Source organism: Saccharibacillus sacchari, from assembly GCF_037722395.1.
Lineage (GTDB): Bacteria > Bacillota > Bacilli > Paenibacillales > Paenibacillaceae > Saccharibacillus > Saccharibacillus sacchari_A.
The window spans coordinates 504,599-526,875 of record NZ_JBBKAR010000056.1 but is presented as its reverse complement, the minus strand read 5'-3'; the positions used below and the strand labels follow the sequence as shown (position 1 = coordinate 526,875).

At 52.6% G+C, this 22,277-nt stretch carries 18 protein-coding genes and 1 pseudogene; 7 read left to right on the top strand and 12 right to left on the bottom strand.

Annotated elements, in window-relative coordinates:
* Positions 1-172 precede the first annotated feature (172 nt).
* From WKI47_RS23630 to WKI47_RS23620, 3 genes are all read left to right on the top strand, one after another.
* On the top strand, positions 173-889 hold the full coding sequence (locus tag WKI47_RS23630) for a DUF2161 family putative PD-(D/E)XK-type phosphodiesterase (RefSeq protein ID WP_340229629.1): 717 nt from the start codon (positions 173-175) through the stop codon (positions 887-889).
* A 118-nt stretch (positions 890-1,007) separates the two neighbouring features.
* Positions 1,008-1,424 (top strand): hypothetical protein, encoded by a 417-nt coding sequence (locus WKI47_RS23625; protein ID WP_340229628.1) that lies wholly within the window; start codon positions 1,008-1,010, stop codon positions 1,422-1,424.
* Positions 1,421-2,485, top strand: coding sequence for a phosphodiester glycosidase family protein (locus WKI47_RS23620; protein WP_340229627.1), 1,065 nt, complete (start codon positions 1,421-1,423; stop codon positions 2,483-2,485). Before WKI47_RS23625 ends, WKI47_RS23620 begins: the two co-directional genes overlap by 4 nt.
* A gap of 83 nt (positions 2,486-2,568) precedes the next feature.
* On the opposite strand, the gene WKI47_RS23615 is transcribed toward WKI47_RS23620, so the two are convergent.
* The 3 genes from WKI47_RS23615 to serC all read right to left on the bottom strand — a co-directional run bounded on the left by WKI47_RS23615 (position 2,569) and on the right by serC (position 4,696).
* Entirely contained in the window at positions 2,569-2,823 is a 255-nt protein-coding gene (locus WKI47_RS23615; protein ID WP_340229626.1) for an AbrB/MazE/SpoVT family DNA-binding domain-containing protein, read from the bottom strand.
* 164 nt (positions 2,824-2,987) lie between these two features.
* Positions 2,988-3,455: a tRNA (uridine(34)/cytosine(34)/5-carboxymethylaminomethyluridine(34)-2'-O)-methyltransferase TrmL gene (trmL, locus tag WKI47_RS23610; RefSeq protein ID WP_340229625.1), complete on the bottom strand. Its 468-nt coding sequence runs from the start codon at positions 3,453-3,455 to the stop codon at positions 2,988-2,990.
* A 152-nt stretch (positions 3,456-3,607) separates the two neighbouring features.
* Positions 3,608-4,696 (bottom strand): 3-phosphoserine/phosphohydroxythreonine transaminase, encoded by a 1,089-nt coding sequence (gene serC / locus WKI47_RS23605; protein WP_340229624.1) that lies wholly within the window; start codon positions 4,694-4,696, stop codon positions 3,608-3,610.
* Positions 4,697-4,966: 270 nt separating this feature from the next.
* Between serC and WKI47_RS23600 the strand changes: the two genes are divergently transcribed.
* Positions 4,967-6,715 carry a methyl-accepting chemotaxis protein gene (locus WKI47_RS23600; protein ID WP_340229623.1) on the top strand — a complete coding sequence of 583 codons (1,749 nt, stop codon included), beginning with the start codon at positions 4,967-4,969 and terminating at the stop codon, positions 6,713-6,715.
* A gap of 97 nt (positions 6,716-6,812) precedes the next feature.
* On the opposite strand, the gene glnA is transcribed toward WKI47_RS23600, so the two are convergent.
* The 5 genes from glnA to aldA all read right to left on the bottom strand — a co-directional run bounded on the left by glnA (position 6,813) and on the right by aldA (position 12,741).
* Complete coding sequence (gene glnA, locus WKI47_RS23595; protein ID WP_340229622.1) at positions 6,813-8,237, bottom strand: type I glutamate--ammonia ligase; 1,425 nt, start codon at positions 8,235-8,237, stop codon at positions 6,813-6,815.
* A 281-nt stretch (positions 8,238-8,518) separates the two neighbouring features.
* Complete coding sequence (gene aroF, locus WKI47_RS23590) at positions 8,519-9,583, bottom strand: 3-deoxy-7-phosphoheptulonate synthase (protein ID WP_037283107.1); 1,065 nt, start codon at positions 9,581-9,583, stop codon at positions 8,519-8,521.
* 220 nt (positions 9,584-9,803) lie between these two features.
* Complete coding sequence (locus WKI47_RS23585; RefSeq protein ID WP_340229621.1) at positions 9,804-10,784, bottom strand: permease prefix domain 1-containing protein; 981 nt, start codon at positions 10,782-10,784, stop codon at positions 9,804-9,806.
* A gap of 5 nt (positions 10,785-10,789) precedes the next feature.
* Positions 10,790-11,116, bottom strand: a complete 327-nt coding sequence (locus WKI47_RS23580) for a PadR family transcriptional regulator (RefSeq protein ID WP_340229620.1) — start codon at positions 11,114-11,116, stop codon at positions 10,790-10,792.
* Positions 11,117-11,295: 179 nt separating this feature from the next.
* Complete coding sequence (gene aldA, locus WKI47_RS23575; RefSeq protein WP_340229619.1) at positions 11,296-12,741, bottom strand: aldehyde dehydrogenase; 1,446 nt, start codon at positions 12,739-12,741, stop codon at positions 11,296-11,298.
* 195 nt (positions 12,742-12,936) lie between these two features.
* Between aldA and WKI47_RS23570 the strand changes: the two genes are divergently transcribed.
* From WKI47_RS23570 to WKI47_RS23560, 3 genes and pseudogenes are all read left to right on the top strand, one after another.
* Positions 12,937-13,701, top strand: a complete 765-nt coding sequence (locus WKI47_RS23570; protein WP_340229618.1) for a (Fe-S)-binding protein — start codon at positions 12,937-12,939, stop codon at positions 13,699-13,701.
* Positions 13,698-15,074: pseudogene (locus tag WKI47_RS23565) on the top strand (LutB/LldF family L-lactate oxidation iron-sulfur protein); the annotation flags it as partial. The gene WKI47_RS23570 and the pseudogene WKI47_RS23565, both read left to right, overlap by 4 nt.
* A gap of 191 nt (positions 15,075-15,265) precedes the next feature.
* Positions 15,266-16,009, top strand: a complete 744-nt coding sequence (locus WKI47_RS23560) for a lactate utilization protein C (RefSeq protein WP_340229617.1) — start codon at positions 15,266-15,268, stop codon at positions 16,007-16,009.
* A gap of 481 nt (positions 16,010-16,490) precedes the next feature.
* Here the strand turns inward: WKI47_RS23560 and WKI47_RS23555 are convergent, their stop codons facing one another.
* From WKI47_RS23555 to WKI47_RS23540, 4 genes are all read right to left on the bottom strand, one after another.
* Entirely contained in the window at positions 16,491-17,456 is a 966-nt protein-coding gene (locus WKI47_RS23555; protein ID WP_340229616.1) for a 4-hydroxy-3-methylbut-2-enyl diphosphate reductase, read from the bottom strand.
* A 143-nt stretch (positions 17,457-17,599) separates the two neighbouring features.
* Positions 17,600-19,186, bottom strand: coding sequence for a HAMP domain-containing sensor histidine kinase (locus WKI47_RS23550; protein WP_340229615.1), 1,587 nt, complete (start codon positions 19,184-19,186; stop codon positions 17,600-17,602).
* Positions 19,187-19,205: 19 nt separating this feature from the next.
* Positions 19,206-19,898 (bottom strand): response regulator transcription factor, encoded by a 693-nt coding sequence (locus WKI47_RS23545; protein ID WP_340229614.1) that lies wholly within the window; start codon positions 19,896-19,898, stop codon positions 19,206-19,208.
* 119 nt (positions 19,899-20,017) lie between these two features.
* Entirely contained in the window at positions 20,018-21,691 is a 1,674-nt protein-coding gene (locus WKI47_RS23540; protein WP_340229612.1) for a S1C family serine protease, read from the bottom strand.
* Between the last annotated feature and the right edge of the window lie 586 nt (positions 21,692-22,277).

Genomic DNA, 22,277 nt, shown 5'->3' with positions numbered 1-22,277 from the left:
CTTCCCGGCCGGATTGTACACTTTTGCGACATTCCGGCCGGAAATCCATGTTTTTTTCTACTATTATATATAGGTGTCGTTTGCACGACAAGCTTTTTTGCCAACCGACTGCTTTAACGGTATGATAAGATATTGAATTCAGGCAATTTGCGATATAAAAGGAGTCGGAAAGATGGCTGTGAAGTATGAAACGGAATTGTATCCGCCACTCAAATCGTTCTTTGAAGCACGAGGGTACTCGGTCAAGAGCGAAGTCCGTCACTGCGATCTGGTCGGTTATCTTGAAGATGAAGAACGTCCGCTCATTGTGGAGATGAAACGTACGTTTACGCTCGAATTGCTGCTTCAGGGGGCCGAACGCCAACGCACAGGTGGGTTGGTTTATTTGGCCGTTGAGCGCAATCGAGCCAAAAAAGGCGCGCATAATCAGAGATTCAGCGAAATTGCGCTGCTTTGTGGACGTTTAGGCATCGGGCTGATCGTCGTTACCTTTTATAAGTCCAAGTCTCCGTTCGTTGAAGTGCTTTGCGAAGCAGGCGACGCTCCCGGCAAGACAGGCAAACTCTCCGGTAAAAAAGCCAAACGGTTGCGCACCGAGTTCGATGCACGAAGCGGAGATCATAACGTCGGCGGCTCGACCCAACGAAAGATCGTGACCGCTTATCGGGAAAACGCGCTAAAAGTGGCTCGGCAGCTCTGGATGTTCGGCGAGGCTTCTCCCGTCATGTTAAAAGAAGCCAGCGGTGTGGGCAAGGCCGCTCTTGTGCTTCAACATAATTATTACGGCTGGTTCGAAAGAGTGTCTCGCGGACGCTATAAGCTCACCGAAGCAGGCATCGCCGCACTCAACGAATATGCCGCTGTGGTATCCGCCTGGCCTGAAAAATAGAAATGTACAACGCTAAAAAAGCTCTTTTGCGAAATAAAACCCTCCATGATAGAATGAAAACTGAAATTCGGGGCTAGTCGCTTTTCTCCCTTTTTCAAATGATAACCGAGGTGATTGAATGAAAGCTTCAACGGGCTCTGCCTCCACCCCGTCACGCAGTACGAAAAAAGGAAAGCTCTCCGCCAGATGGTTTTTGCTGGTCTGGGTGATCCTGATCGCGCTTTTCGTTTATGCCGCTTATGAGTACAGCCAAAGGCTGCAAGCTCAGACCATTGCCGCTTTGCAGCAGCAAACGGAGACTCAAATGGCTGACTTACGCGCCGATTATGAGAAGCAACTTGCCGCTCTGAATACGGACTTGAACGAGCAAATTGCTGCCTTACAAAGCAAAGTGGACTCGTTTAACGAGCTGCTGACCTTTACCAAGGACAATGCGAGCAACAAAACCGATAACAGCAACAAGCTTTACACGCAGCTGGATGAAGTAAAAACCCAGCTCAGCGAACTTCAGAAAAAGATGGATCTATTGAAATGACGGTAGTTCAACATGTGAATCGCTTTTTCCTGATCCTGGCGGCTCCGGCAATCGGCCTGTTGCTGTGCCTATTGCTGTTTCCGCCCCAGCTTAATTTACAGCTCGATACCGATGCCTATACGTCCAAGAGCAGCCTTAGCGTCTCGTCCGCCCAGCTGTTGAAAGACCTGGATACCGCAGAGATCAGCGCCCAGTCGACTTCCGACTCGCTTCAGCAGACGCTCACTTTGTACAATCAGACTACGCAAACGATGTCTTCGATCGTACAGAAAGCCTCTATTCAAGCTCAGCGGCCCGAAAGCATCTACGACAAGCGGATTCGCGCCAAGCTGGGACTGCCGATCGAGACGGTGGATAGCGACAAAATTCGGGTCGAGCTGTTCCGAGTCAATGCGGTCACCTACAAAGGCTATGCGATGAAAGTGAAGCTGAAAGACCCTTCCGCAATGCGCATGAGCCTAGCGGGTGAGACACTAGGCAGCTCGGAGACGACGCTCAAAGCCGTACAACGTCATGGTGCGATCGCAGGCATCAACGCAGGCGGCTTTGCGGATCAAGACGGTAAACGTTATCCGCTTAGCACGACGATGGTGGACGGCCAGTATCTGACGGGCTTCCAGTCCAGCTTCAAAGATCTGTACTTTGTCGGACTCAATGATTCGGGCAAACTGATCGGAGGCAAATTCGACCGCCAGGATCAGCTGGATAAGCTCCAACCGCAATTCGGCGCTTCGTTCGTTCCGATCCTGCTCAAAGACGGCAATAAAACGACTATTCCGGCAAAATGGAAAGCGGCTCCGAAACGCGCGCCACGCACCATTATCGGCAGCTACAAAGACGACCAATTAATCATCTTCGTGATCGACGGTTACAACGAAGGTGGCGGCTCCGGTGCAACGCTTGAGGAGATTCAAGGCCAGTTGTACAAAATCGGCGTCGTGAACGCGTACAATCTGGATGGCGGCGGCTCGTCTTCGCTCGTTATGAACGGGCGCATTGTGAATCATCCCTCGGACGGCACGCTGCGCCCTGTACCGACCAACTTTTTATTCTTCAAATAACTTTGCCTAACAAGTAATGCTCCGTTATAAAAAAAGAGCCCTAGGGCTCTTTTTTTGCATGATACGGATGTTTTCAATGCCGCTCAGCCATGTTTGGGAAGGTGTATCATGTCGACCACGCAAGCTCCGCAGATATAACGATCCTTAAATTCGCTGACCTCATCGATTGAACCGCAGAACACGCATTTTGGGCGGTAACGCTCCAAAATGATATGATCTCCCTGGACCAAAATTTCGACCGGATCGCCTTCGTTCATTTGATATCTTTTTCTCAGCGATTTCGGGAGGACGATACGTCCCAATTGGTCGACTTTCCGGACTACTCCAGCAGGTTTCATGATTGAAAACACCTCTTCTGTTTTTAGTTTGCTTTTCTGCCCCACCTGCAGAAATGATTCTGCAAACCCAACATTAGATATTCGAGACTGGATTACGAATTCCTTCTTGTTGAGCAAAAAAAAGAAACGTTGGTTAATTATCGGTTTTTTATCTAATCAAGCAATTATTCCATTCCCGGGAAATCCAGTTGACGCAGCGCTTCGTACAGCATGATCGCGACCGAATTCGAGAGATTCAAAGAGCGGACATGCTCGGTTCTCATCGGCAAGCGAATCGAAGTATCGGGATTCGCCGCAATCAATTCCGGCGGCAAGCCTTTGGTTTCTTTGCCGAAAACGAGGAAATCCCCGTCTTGGAATCGAACGTCGCTGTAGCGCTTCGTCGCTTTTGTAGTCGCGTAGAAAAAACGGCCTTCCGGGTACTTCTCCTGAAGTTCGGCGAACGAGTCGTGATACTCCAGCTTGACGGACGGCCAGTAATCCAGACCGGCGCGTTTAAGCGAAGCGTCGTCCGTACGGAAGCCCAGCGGACGCACCAGATGCAGATGGGTGTCCGTCGCGGCGCAGGTTCGTGAAATATTGCCGGTATTCGCCGGGATTTCCGGTTCGACCAAAACGATATGCAAAGCCATAATTGTTTTCACTCCATTTCAAAAAAATAAGACCCACAGCATTTAGGCATGCTGTCGGATGCACGCAGAAAAGCCGCCCGAAGGTTGGGCGGCTTTTCCGTCTCTTCTTTTCTATAGTACCCGAATCGACTGCTTTAGGGAAGATTGTATCCTTAACCGTTGCGTTTTTGGAAATCGCCCATGAAGTCAACCAGCGCCGCTACGTTTTCGTGAGGAACAGCGTTGTAGATCGAAGCACGCAGGCCGCCGACGCTGCGATGGCCTTTGAGACCGACAAAGCCTTGTTGTTCGCTCTCTTTGGCAAAAGCCTTCTCCAGTTCTTCCGAACCCAAACGGAACGTCACGTTCATAATCGAACGGCTATCGTTTTGCGCGACGCCGCTATAGAATCCGCCGCTGCCGTCGATCGCATCATAAAGCAGCTTGGCTTTTGCATTGTTTTTCTCTTGTACGCCTTCCAGACCGCCTTGTTCTTCGATCCAACGCAGCGTCTGGTTGACCATATAGATCGAGAAAGACGGCGGGGTGTTGTACAGCGAGTTGTTCGACAGATGCGTATTGTAGCGGAACACGGTCGGAATGTTTTTCGCTTCTTGCGCCAGCAATTCTTCCTTGGCAATCACGACGGTGACGCCGGATGGTCCGAGGTTTTTCTGAGCGCCCGCATAGATCATGCCGAATTTCTCGATATCAAGCGGACGGCAGAAGATATCGCTGGACAGATCCGCGATCAGCGGCACATTGCCCGTATCCGGATATTCGGCGAACTGCGTGCCTTCAATCGTCTCGTTCGATGTGATATGCACATAAGCGGCATTGTCACGTACTTCGATTTCGTTTTGCGAAGGCATGCGCGTGAACTTGTCGCCTTCCGTCGAAGCAGCGGTATAAATATCTCCGATCAGCTTCGCTTCTTTCGCAGCCTTGGAAGCCCAGCTTCCGGTCATCACATAACCTGCTGTCTTGCCCGCTGTGAGCAAGTTCATCGGAATCGTTGCGAACTGCGTGCTGGCTCCGCCTTGAAGGAAGAGTGTTTTGTAGCCGGTCGGATTGCCCAGCAATTTCAGCAAACGTTCCTGCGCTTCGTTATGTACGCTCTCGTACACGGCTCCCCGGTGGGACATTTCCATGATCGACATGCCCGTACCCTGAAATTCCACAAATTCCGCCTGCGCGCGCTCCAATACTTCGAGCGGCAATGCAGCCGGCCCCGCATTAAAGTTGTAAGCCCGTTTGCCCATGAATCAAATGCCCCCTCAAGCCCATAATTTAGGGTTAATCATAACAGCAATCTAACATTACTTCAAGTAAAACTATGACGCGATAAAGCGATAAACAATCGTTTTTTGTGACCTGTACTTTTTTTGTCAAAACTCATTGTTTGTTCGTGTTTTTTTATTTTGAACAAAATAATTTTGCAAAACCATTGACGATATTCTTTACACCTTATATAATTCAATAGTCCTGAGACAAAATACCCAATTCTGTATTCAACTTAAAGGAGACCCGACATGCAAACCGTCAACAAACGTGCCTGGGGCTATGCCATCTTGTTCCTGATTTTAGCTTTGGCCGAAATTCCGCTGCGCAATGTCCACTGGCAAGGCAGCACCGTTCTGCACACTTCCATGGAGATCATGGCGACGATGCTCGCCGGCTTTATCGGCATACTTGCTCTTGTTTACTACTACACCCAAAATCGAACATCTATGCTACTGATCGGCAGCGGTTTTCTCGGCACGGCTTTGCTAGACGGTTATCACGCAGTCGTCACCTCTTCTTTTTTCGCAGACATGTTCCCGTCTGTCTCTTCTTCGCTGGTCGCCTGGAGTTGGCTGGCTTCGAGATTTTTCCTGTCCGTGCTGCTTGTTCTCGCCTGGCTGCTATGGAATCGCCGCGAAGAACAAGCCGCCGAGCGCCATCGTACGGAACGTCTCGTTTACGGTATAACTGCGCTGTTGACCCTGGCCTGCTTCCTGTTCTTTATTTTCGTTCCACTTCCTAAAGCTTATGTCGAAGGTGGATTTATCGGACGTCCTCAAGAAATCGTTCCGGGACTGCTGTTCCTGGTCGCGCTGTACGGACATCTGAAGCTGGGTCATTGGAAAACGCGACATTTCGAGCATTGGCTTGTCCTTTCGATCATCACCGCGGCGTTGACGCAGCTCGGCTTCATGTCGTTCTCGCACGCTTCGTACGACGTAAACTTCGATCTGGCCCATTTGTTGAAAAAGGTCAGCTACATTCTTGTTCTGATCGGCCTGCTGGTGAGCATGTATTTCCAGTTCAAACGCGCCGAAGCAAGCACCGATATTTTGCGCCAAAAACAGCAGCTTGAACAAATCATGATTCAGGCCGGCAGCGCGTCGGACCGGATCGTGCATATGGCTGCCGAGCTGTCCGACCTGCAAAATCAAAGCAAAGAAATGAACAGCCAAATCGTATCCGCCATGCACGATATCGCGCACCATTCGCTGCTGCAATCGCAAGGCACGCTTGAAAGTTCAGCGGCAATTAACGAAATTTCGCAAGGGATCATGCACGTGGCGGAAATGAGCGGCGACGTGTCCGAACAAGCCAAAGCAACGACCCGCCAATCGCAGGTCGGCGCACAGTCGATCCGCGAATCGATCACGCAAATGCAACAGATTCGGGAAAAGGTCGATACCTCTTCGGCCTCGATCGACGAGCTCGATAAGATGTCCGAACAGATCTCCTCGATCATCGGCTTTATCCGCGACGTTGCTTCGCAAACCCAGCTTCTGGCGCTCAATGCCGCGATCGAAGCGGCCCATGCCGGCGAGCATGGGCGCGGCTTCGAAGTCGTGGCGACCGAAGTTCGCAAGCTGTCCGAAGAAACCGGCGGCGCCGTGCAGCAGATCGAGCAGGTCGTCTCCGATATCCGTCAGCGCATCAGCCTTTCTTCAGCCGATATGCTGTCGATCACGCGCGAAGTTCAAACCGGAATGAACCGGATGGAAAACAACGAAGCGCAGTTCCGCGGCATCTTGCAAGCGACGGAACATTCGGAAATGCAGATCCAAAGCGTCAGCGCTTCGGCCGAAGAAATTTCCGCCGGCGCGCAGCAGGCCAATTCTTCGATGCAAGAATTGAGCCGCTTATCGAAGCTGTCTGAAGAAGAAGCGGGCAAGATCGCACAAATGAACCAAAACTATGCCGCTTCGTTAGAACGCTTTTCGGAATTGATCGAAGAGTTGAACCGGATGTCGTCCGAACTGAAATCAGCGACGGAAGGTTAATCGAGCGTTTACGCTGCGTAACAAAAATGGCCTCCACCCTGTACAAGGGCGGAGGCCGTTTTTGTTATGGCTTTCACTCGGAAATAATCCGCGAGAATTAGCAATCGTAGTACAGGCTGTATTCGTGCGGGTGAACGCGGATCGAGACTTGCTTCGCTTCCGCGCGTTTGAAGCTGATATAGTTCGCGATGAAGTCTTCGGAGAAGACGCCGCCTTCTGTCAGGAACGCGCTATCCGCTTCGAGCGAGTCGAGCGCTTCTTCCAGGGAACCCGGAACGCTGCGGATTTGGGATTTTTCTTCGTCCGGCAGATCGTAAAGGTTCTTGTCGGCAGGACCGTAGCCCAGCTCGACCGGATTGATCTTCTTCTTGATGCCGTCCAGGCCCGCCATCAGCATGGCCGAGAAAGCGAGGTACGGGTTAGCCGTGGAGTCCGGCGTACGGAACTCGATGCGACAGCCTTTCGGCGTCACGGCAGCAACCGGGATACGCACGGCAGCCGAGCGGTTGCCTTTCGAGAAGACCAGGTTAACGGGAGCTTCGTAGCCCGGAACCAGACGCTTGAACGAGTTCGTGCTTGGGTTGGTCAGCGCGATCAGTGCCGGAGCGTGGTACAGGATGCCGCCGATATAGTTCAACGCCATCTCGCTCAGGTTGGCGTAGCCGCCTTTTTCGTAGAACAAAGGCTCTCCGTCTTTGAAAATCGATTGGTGAACGTGCATGCCGCTACCGTTGTCGCCGAAAAGCGGTTTAGGCATAAACGTAGCCGTTTTACCGTATTGGCGAGCCGTATTGTGCACGATATATTTGTATTTGAGCAGGTTGTCCGCCGTTTTCTTCAATGTATCGAAACGGAAGTTGATTTCCGCTTGGCCGGCCGTCGCCACTTCGTGGTGGTGACGTTCGATCACGAGACCCGCTTCTTCGAGCAAACGGCACATTTCGCTGCGGATATCCTGTTGGCTGTCGACCGGAGCGACCGGCACGTAGCCGCCTTTGACGCCGACTTTGAAGCCCAGGTTGCCGCCTTCTTCTTTGCGGTTCGTGTTCCACGCCGCTTCTTCGGAATCAACTTCGAACGAAGAACTGTTCATTCCGCTGTGGTAACGAACGTCATCGAAAATGAAGAATTCGGATTCAGGCGCGAAGAACGCGTCGGAACCTACGCCGCTCGCCTGCATGAAAGCTTCGGCTTTCTCCGCGATGCCGCGCGGGTCGCGGTCGTAATGTTCGCCGTCCGGCGTATAGATGTTGCACATAATGTTCAATGTTGGATGAGCGGTGAAAGCGTCGATGTATACCGATTCCGTATCCGGCATCATGACCATATCCGACTCTTCGATACCACGGAAGCCCGGAATCGACGATCCGTCGAAGGCTACACCGTTCTCAAAAGTTTCTTCTTCAACCGCGCTTGCAGGGACCGAAATGTGATGCGTTTTGCCCGACAGATCCACGAAACGGAAATCAACCCACTCGATGTTGTTCTCCTGAATAAGCTTCAATACTTTTTCTACCGACATGTCACTTTCCTCCCAAATTTCCGAACATTGAACGGATATGCGTTATGAAACGTTCATGCTCTTTTTTAGCTGTCGTCATTATAAAACGGCACTATTTAGCAGTCAATACTCATGTCAGGTATTTTTTACGGCAATGTAAGTTATGCTCACACTTTGACGAAATTTAAAGAAGTTTGAAACAAAAGCCCGAAGTCGACCACAAATAGCGGCGCGACGCGGGCTCCCTCGATTTAGCAAGCAGATGAAAATAGCAAGCTTTTTTGTTTACTGGCGTTCAAAAATTAGACGATCGCCCAATTTTTAAAAGCGGCAGCTTCAGCCTTCGGCGTAGCGAAGCTTTTGCCAACGATCGGCGACAATTGTTCCAAATCGCGCATCAAACCCGCGAATTGATCCGGGAACAACGATTGAACGCCGTCACCTGTCATGGAATTGTCCGGATCGGTATGCATTTCGATAATCAGACCGTCCGCGCCTGCGGCAACAGAAGCTTTAGCCATAGGTTCGACCAGTTCGCGCCGTCCGGTACCGTGGCTCGGATCGGAAATGACCGGAAGATGGCTCAGGCTTTGCAGGGCCGGGATCGCAGCCAGATCCAGCGTGTTGCGGGTGTACGATTCAAAGGTACGAATACCGCGCTCGCACAGCATAACGTCAGGGTTGCCCCCTGCCAAGATGTACTCGGCTGCGTTCAACAGCTCGTCGTACGTCGCGCTGAAGCCGCGTTTGAGCAGGACCGGACGCCCGCAAGTGCCCAGTTTACGCAGCAAATCGAAGTTCTGCATGTTACGGGTACCGATCTGAAGGATATCCGCGTATTCGGCACAGATGTCGACATACTCCGGTGTCATGACTTCGGTGATCGTGAGCAAACCATGCTTTTTACCGGCTTCGGCCATCATAATCAGACCTTCTACGCCGACGCCCTGGAAGCTGTACGGACCCGTGCGCGGTTTGAACGCGCCGCCGCGCAGCACTTGTCCGCCCGCGGCTTTGACCAGACGGGCGATCTCGTCGATCTGCTCCGGCGATTCGACCGCGCAAGGTCCGCCCATGACGACCAGTTCGCCGCCGCCGATCTTGACGTCACCGATCTGGATCACCGTGTTTTCCGGATGGAAGTCGCGGCTCGCCAGCTTGTACGATTTGGAGATTTTGACGACGTCTTCGACGCCTTTCATCTGGCGCAGATGCTCGGCCAATCTCGGTTCGGCTTTGCCGATCAGTCCCACGACGGTACGGTCCGCTCCTCTGGACAAGTGTACGGTCAGTCCTTCTTTTTCGATCACACGAATGACTTCTTGCAGTTGCTCCTCGGGAGCTTGGTTGGATAAGATAGCGATCATGTTCGATCATCCTTTCGTTATGGGAATAGGAACGAAGTTCCCGGTTTGTTTTCGTGGCGTGCACTCTTTCGCACTTAAACGCTTTTATGCTTTTAGGCTTTTAATCAATAAAGCAATACTATCAAAAAAAATGCTCCCCGTCAACCGCAAGCGGAAGAAGAAGAACATCCTGAAACAGGGATTGTCTCGATTTGGCGCGGTATATCCGCTATCGCCTGTTTTACGCTTTCGTTTTCATTTTCGTTTTTCGACGCATGCTGTATACGCCTCCGATTGCCGCGAACAACACGGCCGTAACCGGAAAGACCGCCCAGTTCACGTCCCAGCGCCCGTACACGAACCCGCTGACGAAAAAGACGACGAACGCAAGCGGCCACAATACCGTCGCAATACGGCCGATAACCCGGTTTTCTTCTTTCTTTTCCGGCGTGTACTCCCCGAGTTGAAGCAATCTTTGGTAGCCACCCTGAATGCTTCCCGCATACGCGAACAAGAAAATGGCGAGGCCCAGCAGCGCAAGCATGATCGCGGCGCCGTAAGCGATTTCGGTTTCTCCGCGCATTCCGGCAATCAGCAACGCCACGGGCGAGAGCGTTCCCAGGCAAGCGGCGATCACGATCAAGCGGGAATGCAACGGACGGAACGTCTCCATATGACGCTTCACGCTGTCTTTCGCGTCCGCTTCCAGCTCGAACTCGTTTTCCAGCATCGTATACTTGTCTTTGCCGTTTCCGCCCGCGATGAACAACCCGATTGCCGGAACGACGAAAACGAACAGCACGATAACCGCGAACAGATAAGCCTGATCGCTCGACCAATTGCCGAAAGCTCCGTTGTCTTTGAGCGCCGCGATGCACATCGTGGCGGCGACGCCCAGCAAGATCGACAACCAGCCGATCGCCTGAAGCCGCGCGGAGCGCCGGACGATCTTTTCGTATTCGTGCGCGGACTGTTTGGACACGACAACCTTGTCCCCGTCGTCCGAAACCGGCAAAATTCCGAGTTCGTGCATCAATTCGTCGATGCTGCCGAACTCCGAAATCACGATCCCGATCGCTTCATGCTCGCTTTTGCCATCCTGCTTCAATTCTTCGTACTTGTCCTCCATCGTATCCAGCATCTCCCGCTTCAAGTTCAGTACTTGAGCGGTACGCGGCCATGCGGCAAACAAGCTATTCAAATAAGCGCGCAATACGTCCATCGTCTTCACGGCTCCTTTATGAATTTATTGACGACTTCTTGTGTGATCTGCCATTCGCTGCATTTTTCCTGATAATAGGCTAAACCTTCTTCGGTGATCCGGTAATACGTCCGCCGTTTCCCGCTCTCCCCATCTTTATGAAAAGAAGAAATATAGCCGTTCTTCTCCAATCGCGCAAAAGCGGAATAAAGCGTCGTTTCCTTCATCACGTATTTTTCTTCTGACAATCTGCGGATATTTTTCGAAATTTCGTAGCCATACGATTCTCCGCCCAGCAGCATGTACAGAATCATCGTATCGTTGTAACCTCGGATGACATCGCTGCTAATCAAAGGCCTCCCTCTTTTCTTTTGCTATATTACTACGTCTGTCATACTTCATCTGTCGTAGTATTTTTACATCTTCAATGTATCATGCTTACTACGACAGGTAAAGTAGTTTTGCATAAAAAAATGCGAGGAACCGCCGTTCGGCAGCTCCCCGCATTGGGATAGTGTTATTTTTAAAACGTTTACTGGATATCCTTATCGTATTGCAAATAAACGACCTGCGTTTGCAGATACTCGTTCAGGCCGTGCTTGCCGTCTGCGCCGCCGATACCCGACTTGCGCCAGCCCGCGTGGAAGCCTTGCATCGCCTCGAAGTTTTCGCGGTTGATATACGTTTCCCCGTATTTCAGGCGCTTGACGACTTTCATCGCCACGTTGAGATTTTGCGTATACAGCGACGAAGTCAGGCCGAATTCGCTGTCGTTGGCAAGCTCGATCGCTTCGTCCAGCGTGCTGAACGACACGATCGGAATGACCGGGCCGAAGATTTCTTCCTGGATGATCTCCATCTCGTTGCTCGCGTCCGCGATGACGGTCGGCTCGTAGAAACTCCCCGTACCTTCCACCTTTTTGCCGCCCAGCAGCACTTTCGCTCCCTGCTCGACCGCGCGATCGACTTTGGCCTGTACCGAGTCTTGCGCGTCTTTGTTGATCAGAGGGCCCATATGGATATCGGAGTTTTTCAGCGGATCGCCGTATTTCACTGCTTTCATCGCTTCGACGAGACGGTTCGTGAATTCTTCCTTGATCTCTTCATGCACGTACACGCGCTCGGCGCAGTTGCACACCTGGCCGGTATTGATAACGCGCGAATCGACGACGGATTTCACCGCGAGATCGAGGTCGGCGTCTTTGTGCACGATCGCCGGGGCTTTGCCGCCCAGCTCCAGACTGACTTTGATAATATTTTCGGCCGCGGCTTCCATAACCTTCTGTCCCGCAGGCACGCTGCCCGTCAGACTGACCATCCCGACTTTCGGATTGCTGGCCAGTTCGTTGCCCACTTCACCGCCGCGTCCCGTTACCAGGTTGAACACGCCTTTCGGCAGACCTGCTTGATCCACGATTTTGGTAAAAGCAACCGCGTTGTTCGGGGATTCCGCGCTTGGCTTCACGACAATAGTATTGCCTGTGATCAGCGCCGGAGCCATCTTGCGGGCAATCAGGAAGAACGGGAAATTCCAGGGCAGGATGCCCGTCGTAACGCCGATCGCTCTTTTAAATACAAAAATATTCTCGTTATCGCGGTCGCTTTGGACAATCTCGCCTTCGTAACGTCGCGCCCACTCCGCCATGTAATCCATATAATCCGCCGTGAAATGCACTTCCACCGTCGACAGTTCCAGCGTTTTGCCCACTTCCTCGGAGATCAAACGGGCAATCTCGTCCGCCTGCTTGCGTATGCCGTCGGCGATTTTATGTAGATAGACGCCCCGCTCCACCGCCGGTGTTTCTTCCCAGGCGCTTTGCGCCGCTTCCGCCGCATCGATCGCCCGGGCCACGTCTCCGCGCGTTGCTTTTGGCACTTGGGAAACGGTCTCGTCCGTCGACGGATTGGTCACATCCATCCATTCTCCGTTTTCCGCATCGGTAAATTGCCCGTTAATGTACATCTGATGTTTTTGCACCGAACCTGCCTCCTCAGAAATGGGGTTAAAAACTGTTTCCTTCTATTGTATTGTAAACGTTATCAATTTTTATTGTCAACATTTACGTTCTTTTTATCTGTGGTTTTGTGATGTTTTTTATTTTATTTTTCTGCTTTTATGGTTTTCAATGGCACTACCGCGGAGTACAATGGAAGAGAAACGGAGGGATCGCGAATGAAAGTCAGCATCTTCTCGACCTGCCTGGTTGACCTTATGTTTCCCGGCGTCGGCAAAAACATGGTCGAAGTTCTGGAACGTCTCGGCTGCGAAACGGATTTTCCCGCGTCTCAAGTGTGCTGCGGGCAGCCGACTTACAACAGCGGTTATTTGGAAGAATCCAAACAAGCCATGATTAATATGATGAAATCTTTCGAGCATTCTGACTACGTCGTCGGGCCGTCCGGCTCTTGCGTCGCGATGTTCCACGAATATCCGCATATTTTCAAAGGAGACCCGGACTGGGAAATGAAAGCGATTGCTTTAAAAGAAAAATCGTTCGAGTTTACCCAATTCATCGTGCGGGTACTCGGCATTACGGATGTCGGCGCACGTCTGGAAGGCAGCGCGACGTATCATCGCTCCTGCCATATGACGCGTTTGCTCGGCGAGGCGGAGACGCCTTTTATGCTACTGGAAAAAGTGGACGGACTTCAGCTCGAACCGCTCAAAAACGCCGATAACTGCTGCGGCTTCGGCGGAACGTTTTCCGTCAAGATGCCCGAGATTTCCGAACAGATGGTCGATGAAAAAAGCGCCTGCGTGGCGGATACGGGAGCGGAGTATCTCATCAGCGCGGACATGGGCTGCCTGATGAATATCGGCGGACGCATGTCGAGAACCGGCAAAGAGATCAAGGTCATGCATATCGCGGAGGTGCTCAATCGCATCCCGGCCGAACCCGAGCGCCGAGGCGCCGTGGAAGGAGGAGCTTTGGCATGAGTTTAAAAACGGACGATCGGAAATTCGACGCGCGCACGGCGGCCGGAATCGAAGACGCGTTTATGCGCGGCGCGGTCGGTTCGGCGCAGGACAGTCTCAAAACGCGTCGGTTGACCGCGGCGACCGCGCTCGGCGATTGGGAGCAGTGGCGCGAGTTGGGTCAACAGATCCGGCAGCATACGTTGGAAAACCTGGACTATTACCTGGGGCAAATGGCGGATAACGTAGAGCGGCGCGGCGGGCATGTCTTTTTCGCGCGGACCAAAGAAGAAGCGAGCGCGTATATCCGGGACGTCGTGCAAAGCAAAAACGCGCGCAAAGTGGTCAAATCCAAGTCGATGGTCACGGAAGAAATCGAGATGAACCACGTGCTGATGGAAGCGGGCTGCGAAGTCATCGAAAGCGACCTCGGCGAGTACATTTTGCAAGAAGACGATTGGGACCCGCCTTCGCATATCGTCGCTCCTGCCCTGCATAAAAACCGCAAACAGATTCGGGACGTGTTCGCTTCCAAGCTAAGTTATGCCGGGGACGAGACGCCGGAACATCTGGCCCGGTTCGCCCGGGACATCTTGCGGGAAAAGTTTCTCGACGCGGAGATCGGCATCACGGGCTGCAATTTCGCTGTAGCGAATCTGGGCGCGATCAATCTGGTTACGAACGAAGGCAACGGCGACCTGACCGCCGCGCTGCCCAAAACGCATATCGCGGTGATGGGCATGGAACGGATCGTGCCGACGCTGGAAGAGATGGAAGTATTGGATAATCTGCTGTGCCGCAGCGCGGTCGGGCAGAAATTGACGAGCTATATCACGGTGATGGGTCCGCGCGAACAAGGCGAAGTCGACGGTCCCGAAGAGTTTCATCTGGTGATCGTCGATAACGGCCGCTCCGAGATTTTGGCGAGCGAGTTTCACGAAGCGCTGCAATGTATCCGCTGCGGCGCTTGCCTGAACGTTTGTCCCGTTTATCGGCATATCGGCGGACACGCTTACGGCTCGATCTATCCGGGCCCGATCGGCGCGGTCATCACCCCGCTGCTCGGCGGTTACGACGATTATAAAGAGCTGCCGTACGCGTCCAGCCTATGCGGCGCGTGCACGGACGTATGTCCGGTTAAAATTCCGCTGCATGAACAGCTTGTCATGCACCGGCAGAATATCGTCTCGCAAGGACGGACAGGCGTCGCGGATCGGGTGCAAATGAAAGCGGCAAGCAAACTGTTGTCTTCGCCGGGCATGTTCCGTGGCACGCTAAGGGTCGCGTATTCGATGACCCGGCTGCTCAGCCGTCACGGCCGTATCGTGCGCGGTCCGGGTCCGATCGAAGGCTGGATCGGCATCCGCGATATGCCGCAGCCGGTCAAAAAGCAAGACGGATTCCGTTCGTGGTACGAGCGGCGCGAACACGTCCATCGGCCGGATAACTCGCCGGTTCCCGCCGATATTCGCAAAAACGGGCCGGCGGCGCAAAGCGATTTCAACGCCGCCGCTTTGCCGGAACCCGGACGCGACACCTCGGTCGAAGAAGCTGCCGCGCCGATCGGAAAAGAAGGGAGAAGACCATGAACCGGATCGACACCGAACCAAGCTCCGATACCAAGTTGCCGAATCCATCGGACAGCAGCAAACCGCATCCGTCGAATCGCGACTCTTTTCTGAACCGGGTCGCCGAAAGTCTGGGCCGTCCTCGCCGCACGGACGACGTGACGAGGCCCGCATGGAAACATACCGTTCATCTGGATACGCTGGCCGGTTGCACGTCCGAGCAGTTGGTCGACGTGTTAAAAGAACAATGTTTCTTTATTCATACGCAGGTCATCGAATCGACGCCCGAACGGCTTCAGACCACGTTGGACGACTTGATCGACAGCTACGGCGGCGGCTCTGTTATTCGCTCAGGCGATCCGAGGTTCTCCCGGTACGGCTTGTCTTTCCCGAACGGTTTTGCCTGGTCGGCGGAAGCGACGCGCGAAGAAAATATTCGCCAAGCCGAAGCCGCGAATATCGCGATCGTGTTCGCCGACTATGCGCTCGCCGAATCGGGAACGGTATTGCTGGCAAGCCGTCCCGATCAGGGACGCGCACTGCATTTTCTTCCGGCGCATTATATCGCCGTGATCGAGCGCGACCGCATCGTGCCTCGCTCCACGCAGGCGATGGCCGAGCTGAACCGCCGCCATGAGAACGGCGAACCGCTCGGCTCCTGTCTGAACCTGATCTCCGGCCCGTCCAATTCGGCGGATATCGAGATGCAACTTGTCGTCGGCGTGCATGGACCGCTGAAGGCGACGTATGTATTGATTTGAGTCGCGGCACAGAACGATACATCTGAGAAAAAGAATCGCGATGCCGTTTTGACGAAACTTCTCGCAACAACGAAAAAAAGTGTCTTCTATCCGTTTGCGACGGTAGAGACACTTTTTTCCGTATATTCGTTTTCGAACCGGGACGGTAACGCCGGACCGGGATCATGACGCCAGCATGTTGACCGGATTGGAACGCGCGGGGACACCCTCCGATCGGCATTTCGAGAATAAGTGCGGATATACACTTATTTACTCCGAATTTTGCGATCGGAGAAGAACAGGTGCAATTATACACTTAATTTCTTCTTCTCATACGCTTTTACACGTTTTCTCTTCGAATAAGTGCAGATTTGCACCTATTTGAAGATTCAGAAAAATATCGCACGAAATAAATGTATTTAAGCCCTTATTTCCCTGACTCTCGCTGACAAACGGCTAAGACGGCTCTGAATGATCGACAATTTCGTACCCGTACTTGTTTTTACTCCGCTTGCGCGTTGACTTTCTTTTTCTCGCGTACCGGCGGCAGCAGCTTTTTCATATCGACCGTACGCTTGATTTCCCACGTGGACGGATCGCTTTCTTCGAACTGCTCCAGATACGTAATGACTTCTTTGGTGATCGGCGTCGGCGTAGAAGCTCCGGCCGTTACCGCGACTTTGGCGATGCCCATCAGCCATTCCTGCTTGATCTCGCTCACGTCGGATACGCGGTAAGCGGTCGTGCCTGCGATTTCTTCCGACACTTGCGCCAAACGGTTGGAGTTGTTGCTGCGCGGGTCGCCAACCACAATCACCAGATCGGCTTGACCGGCCTGCTCGGCAACGGCTTCTTGACGGACTTGCGTCGCCAAACAAATCTCGTTATGCACTTCGGCGCCCGGATAACGTTCAAGCAGCATTTTCATGATGTTTTTGATATCCCATTGGCTCATTGTCGTCTGGTTCGTAATGATGATTTTGCCTGGCGGAACGTTCAGCGCTTCGATCTCTTCTTCTTTTTCGATCAGATGCACCTTGTCCGGCGCGATGCCGATCGCCCCTTCCGGCTCAGGGTGGTTCTTTTTGCCGATATAAATGATCTCGTAGCCTTCTGCCGCCTTCTCGCGGATCAGATCATGCGTCTTCGTCACGTCCGGACATGTCGCATCGACAGTCGTCAACCCGCGATCCCGGGCACGCTTGCGTACTTCCGGCGATACGCCGTGAGCGGTGAAAATAACGGTGCCTTTATCGACCTGCTCCAGAATTTCCAGCCGGTTCGGTCCGTCAAGAGTAACAATCCCTTCGTCCTCGAACGATTGGGTCACATGCGCGTTATGCACGATCATCCCGAGTATATAAATAGGCCGTGGCAGATCGAGGTTTTTGGCCGCTTGTCTGGCGAGCACCATCGCGTCGACTACGCCGTAACAGTAACCGCGGGGCGCGATACGTAGAACTTCCATCTATTAGCACCTGCTTTCAGATTCATGGCTTAAGCGTGAACGATCACGCATAACCCGATTATAACGTATTCGGAAGGCCGAAGAAAGGCGACCCTGTTCACAGCACGTTTTCTGTGGACAAGATCGCATTGATTTCAGTTGGATTACTTGGCGCTGCGCCGTGATGTTCCTTCTTGGGAGTCCGAATCGGTCTTTTGAATTTCTTCGACTTCTTCGATTTCGTCAGGCTCGATATGGATGACTTCATCCTCGGACGCTTCTTCGGCAGTGGTCGAAGCCTGGATTTCCGGGAATAACGCGGGTAGCCAGATAATGAAAGTCGTCCCTTCGCCTTTGACCGTCACCACTTCAACCGACCCTTGGTGCTCGTCGATGATCCATTTCGCGATCGACAGACCCAAGCCGGTTCCCGGCGTTTTGCCGCGTGACTCGTCTGCCCGATAGAAACGTTCGAAGATATGCGGAACTTCGTCTTTGTCCATCCCGATCCCGCTATCTTTCACGCGAATCCCGACTTGCTGCCGGTAAACCACGATATCGAGCGACACTTGGCCCTCCATCGTGTATTTGAACGCATTTTCGATAAAGATAAACAGCATTTGCTGCAAGTAATCTTTATTGCCGACTACGGCAATGCCGTCGAGCGCGCTCAAATCACCCGGCGCCCATTCGGCTTTGTGCGGCAGGAATTGAGCACGACGCACCACGTCTTCCACCAGAGGACCGAACTTCAGCCATTCTTTTTGCATCGTCTGGCCTGCATCCGCGCGAGCCAGCGATAGCATATCTCCGATCAGACGGCTCATCCGCTCGGATTCGTCCGCAATGTCGCCGATTGCTTCGACCGACATTTGCTTCAGCTCCTCCTCGCTGAGGCCGGAAGGCGCGCTTTGCATGGTCCAGATCTTTTTCAACAAATCGGTATTGCCCCGAATCGTCGTAAGCGGCGTACGCAGTTCGTGAGAAGCGTCCGAAACGAAGCGCCGCTGCGTACGGTAAGACTCTTCCAGATCCTTGTAAAAGTTTTCTGTACGGCCCAACATGCGGTTAACCGTACTGATCAGCTGTCCGACTTCATCCTGAGGTCCTTTATAGTCGATACGCACGCTGAGGTCGCTACTTGTCTGGACAGCGTTGGCCGCCTCGATTACTTTGCCGATAGGCGCCATGGATTTACGAGCTAAAAACAAACCCAGCGTGAAAGCCAAAATCAGCGTGGAGAGCGATCCCAACACGAGGATAAACCGCAGATCGGACAGCATGTTCTCCGCTTCTTCCGTACTGGCCGCGATCTGAAGAAGAACAGGAGAGCCTGTCGCTTTCGTTTGCAAAACCTGTTGATACATCAGATACGGCTTGCCGTCGGTTTGGATACGGCTGAAATCCGGGGTGACGTCGTCGACCTCCGGAATATCGAATTTGAAGGTATTGCTGACAAAACCCATATTGGTCGATTGCTTCAATGTGCCTGTATCGTAGTAGTACATTTGCACATACAGCCGACTATCGATCGTTTTCAACAAATTTTCAATATTAATGTCGGAAGTGACCATCCCGTTTTGTTCCACGATACTTTGTCGGATCTGCTCCCGGATGCGGCTTTGCCAAGTATCGTACGTACTCAGGTAGGTATTGTAATAGACGAATCCATAAATGATCGCACTGAACATCAGCAATGTCAGCGCGAGGATGCCCGAATACCAGGCGGTCAGGCGTAAACGAATAGACATAACAGAGGGCTGCCCCCTTTTAGGAATCGCTTCTTAAGATGTAACCTGCGCCGCGAATCGTCTGGATCAGGCGCTTATGCTCGGAGCTTTCGGTTTTTTGCCGCAGCATCGCGACGTACACTTCAAGCACGTTGGATTCGCCGCTATAATCGTAACCCCAGATTTTATCCATGATCAGGTCACGCGACAATACACGCCTCGGATTGAGCATGAACAAATGAAGCAATTCGAACTCTTTGGCCGTTAGCTCGATCCGCTTGTCTCCCCGGGTCACTTCGCGCGAATCGACATTCATGATCAAGTCTTCAAACGTCAGGCGCTCGCCGTCGTCTTCGCGCACGTTGTCCGTTTTGCGTCGAAGCAAAGCACGCACCCGCGCCAGCAACTCTTCCAAAGCAAACGGCTTCACCAAATAATCGTCCGCGCCCAGGTCAAGACCTTTTACCCGGTTTTCCAGTTCGTCCTTGGCCGTCAGCATCAGCACCGGAACGGCACTGCCCGCCTCGCGCAATCTGCGCACGACTTCGAAGCCGTCCACCTCCGGCATCATGACGTCGAGCACCAACAGATCGGGATCGGTCGTCCGCATCAGCTTCAGACCCTCTGCTCCGTTCGGCGCGGTATGAACCTCATAACCTTCGAAAGCCAATCCTCTTCTCAACATGGAAATGATTTTCTCGTCGTCGTCGACAACCAGTATATTCGATCGCATCTTGTCCTTCGTTCCCCTCTACGTTCTTTTTTTATTATTGTAGCATCCAAGCAGCAAAAACGGGAGGGTTGCCCCTCCCGCAGTCTGCCAAGCTTATAATCTTTCACTGTCGAACAAAATCATTGGCCGCCGAACGGGTTGGTCAATCCATTTTCATTCTGGCTGTTGTTATTTTGGCTATTGTTGTTTTGCTGAGCCGCGCTGGATTCTTCGTATTCGTTGCGGTCGCCGATGGTTACTTTCACGTCGATCTTTTGATTGTTGCGGACCACGTTCAGCGTAGCGGAATCACCGACTTTCAGCGCTTGAATCGCCGTAATCAGATCCTGGCTGGTCGCATACGGAGTTCCGTTCACGCCCGTGATGATGTCATAGCTGCGCAGATCGGCTTTGTAAGCCGGCGAACCGTACAGCACTTCGCTAACGAGCGAGCCTTCTTTCGTGTCCACGCCCATTTGTTGCGCGATGCTGTCGGACATGGTCGTCAAGCTTGCGCCGATAAACGGAACAGCTTCTTTCGGAATTTCTTCGTTGTTTTTCAATTGTTCGACGACGCCTTTGATCGTGTTCGAAGAGATCGCGAACCCGATGCCTTGCGCTTCCGTGCTGACGGCCGTGTTCATACCGATGACTTCGCCGTTCAGGTTGAGCAGCGGACCGCCGGAGTTGCCTGGGTTAATGGAAGCATCCGTTTGCAGCAGATGTTTGTAATCGGTCGTTGCGCCTGTCGTTTCGTCGGCGATCGAGATTTCGCGTTCTTTCGCGCTCAGTACGCCGGCTGTTACGGTATGCTCGAAGCCTTCCGGATTGCCGATCGCGACGACCCAGTTGCCGATCGCTGTCGCGTCGGAATCGCCCAGCGAAATCGCCGGGAAGTCGCTGCCGTCCGTGCTGTTGATTTTCAGGACAGCCAGGTCAAGATCGGCGCTATGGCCGAGCAATGTCGCTTCGTAAGGCTTGGTGTTGCCGTCCAGCGTAACCTGGATCACGTCGCCGCCTTCAACCACGTGGTTATTGGTCAGGATATAGCCTTCTTTATCGAAAATGAAGCCTGTTCCCAAACCAAGCGGCGTCAACTGATCCGAAGTGGACGAATCGGAGCTGCCGTTGTTGCTGTTGCCGTTATTGCTGTTGCCTTGCGAATCGCCGTAGAAGTAACGGAAGAACGGATCATTGTAGTTCCCTTGCGTGCTCGACGACCCGCCTTTGGACAGCGTCTCGATCTTCACGACCGAAGGGCTTGCTTGATTCACGACGTCCGAGATGTCTTTGGAAGAAGCGATCGTGTAAGCCGCTGTCGATACGCCGCTGGAATTTGCCGCTGCGGTGGTTGTTGTGGCTGCCGCTTGAGCCGTGTTTGCTTCGTCGCTTCCGAACCAGCCTGCATGTCCTGCTGTGAAGACCGATCCTGTAATAACGATTGCCCCCAGCGCGCCTGCCGCGAAAGAAGTCACCATATTTTTGAACGAGGATTTCGGCTTTTGATTGTAGTTCCAATTGCCGTTCGGAGCCGAACCGTTCGATCCGGTCGGTGTGCCGTAAGAGTCATAGTTGCGAACCGGACTTGGCGGCGTCACTTCAACCTCTCGAACTTTGTTTGGCGATTCCGGGTCGGAAGAACCTACCGATTGGAACGGACCGTACGAATAGTAGTAGGAAGAACCGTCCGGGTTGTTGCCCGATTGCTCGGAGGAGCCGGGATTCGATTGATTGCCGCGGCCTTCGTTATTGGCACCTGTGTTACCTGCTGCGTTATTGTCTTCGAAAGAGTTTCCGTATTTCTTTTCGTCCATGTCTATTTTCCTCCTCGCCTTCGGGCTATGCCGAATAACGTGATTTTGTTGGGGTATTTCGTAAAGCCTCAAGGATGAATCCGGCATCGCGTTGTTTGTTCGTCGTTTGCTTCTGTAGTTATTTTCGCCCAAGAACCTTAATTGAACATTAAAAGAGATATAAAGATAGATAAGAAAAATAAATTATTTTGAATTCGCTTTCTTTTAAGCAGGGAGAGTTTTTGGGGAAGTTGGGGGCGCTACGCGAGAAATTCGTTCAATGCGCTGTCTCGCTTGGAAAACTTTATTGAACTTTAAAAAGGTTGTTTTCCAAGCTCAAAGGCGCCTTTCACTGAATTTCTCCCTTCGCTGTAGCTTCCGCTAAGCAAAAACTTCTCCATGCTTAAAAGCTCCTTCCGGGGGCGGAAGGAGCAAGGGCAAGGGCAAGAGCAAAGACAAGAACCAGAGCAAGGGAACGCACATTAAATACTTGAAAATATATTCGTCTTAATTCAATAGGACTAAGACAAGTGGAAGATGACGCTGTTTCCTTGCTTTAGGGCTTCTGTATAGAATGTGCGGATTTCGAAAAGAAGCTGGCTGAGTC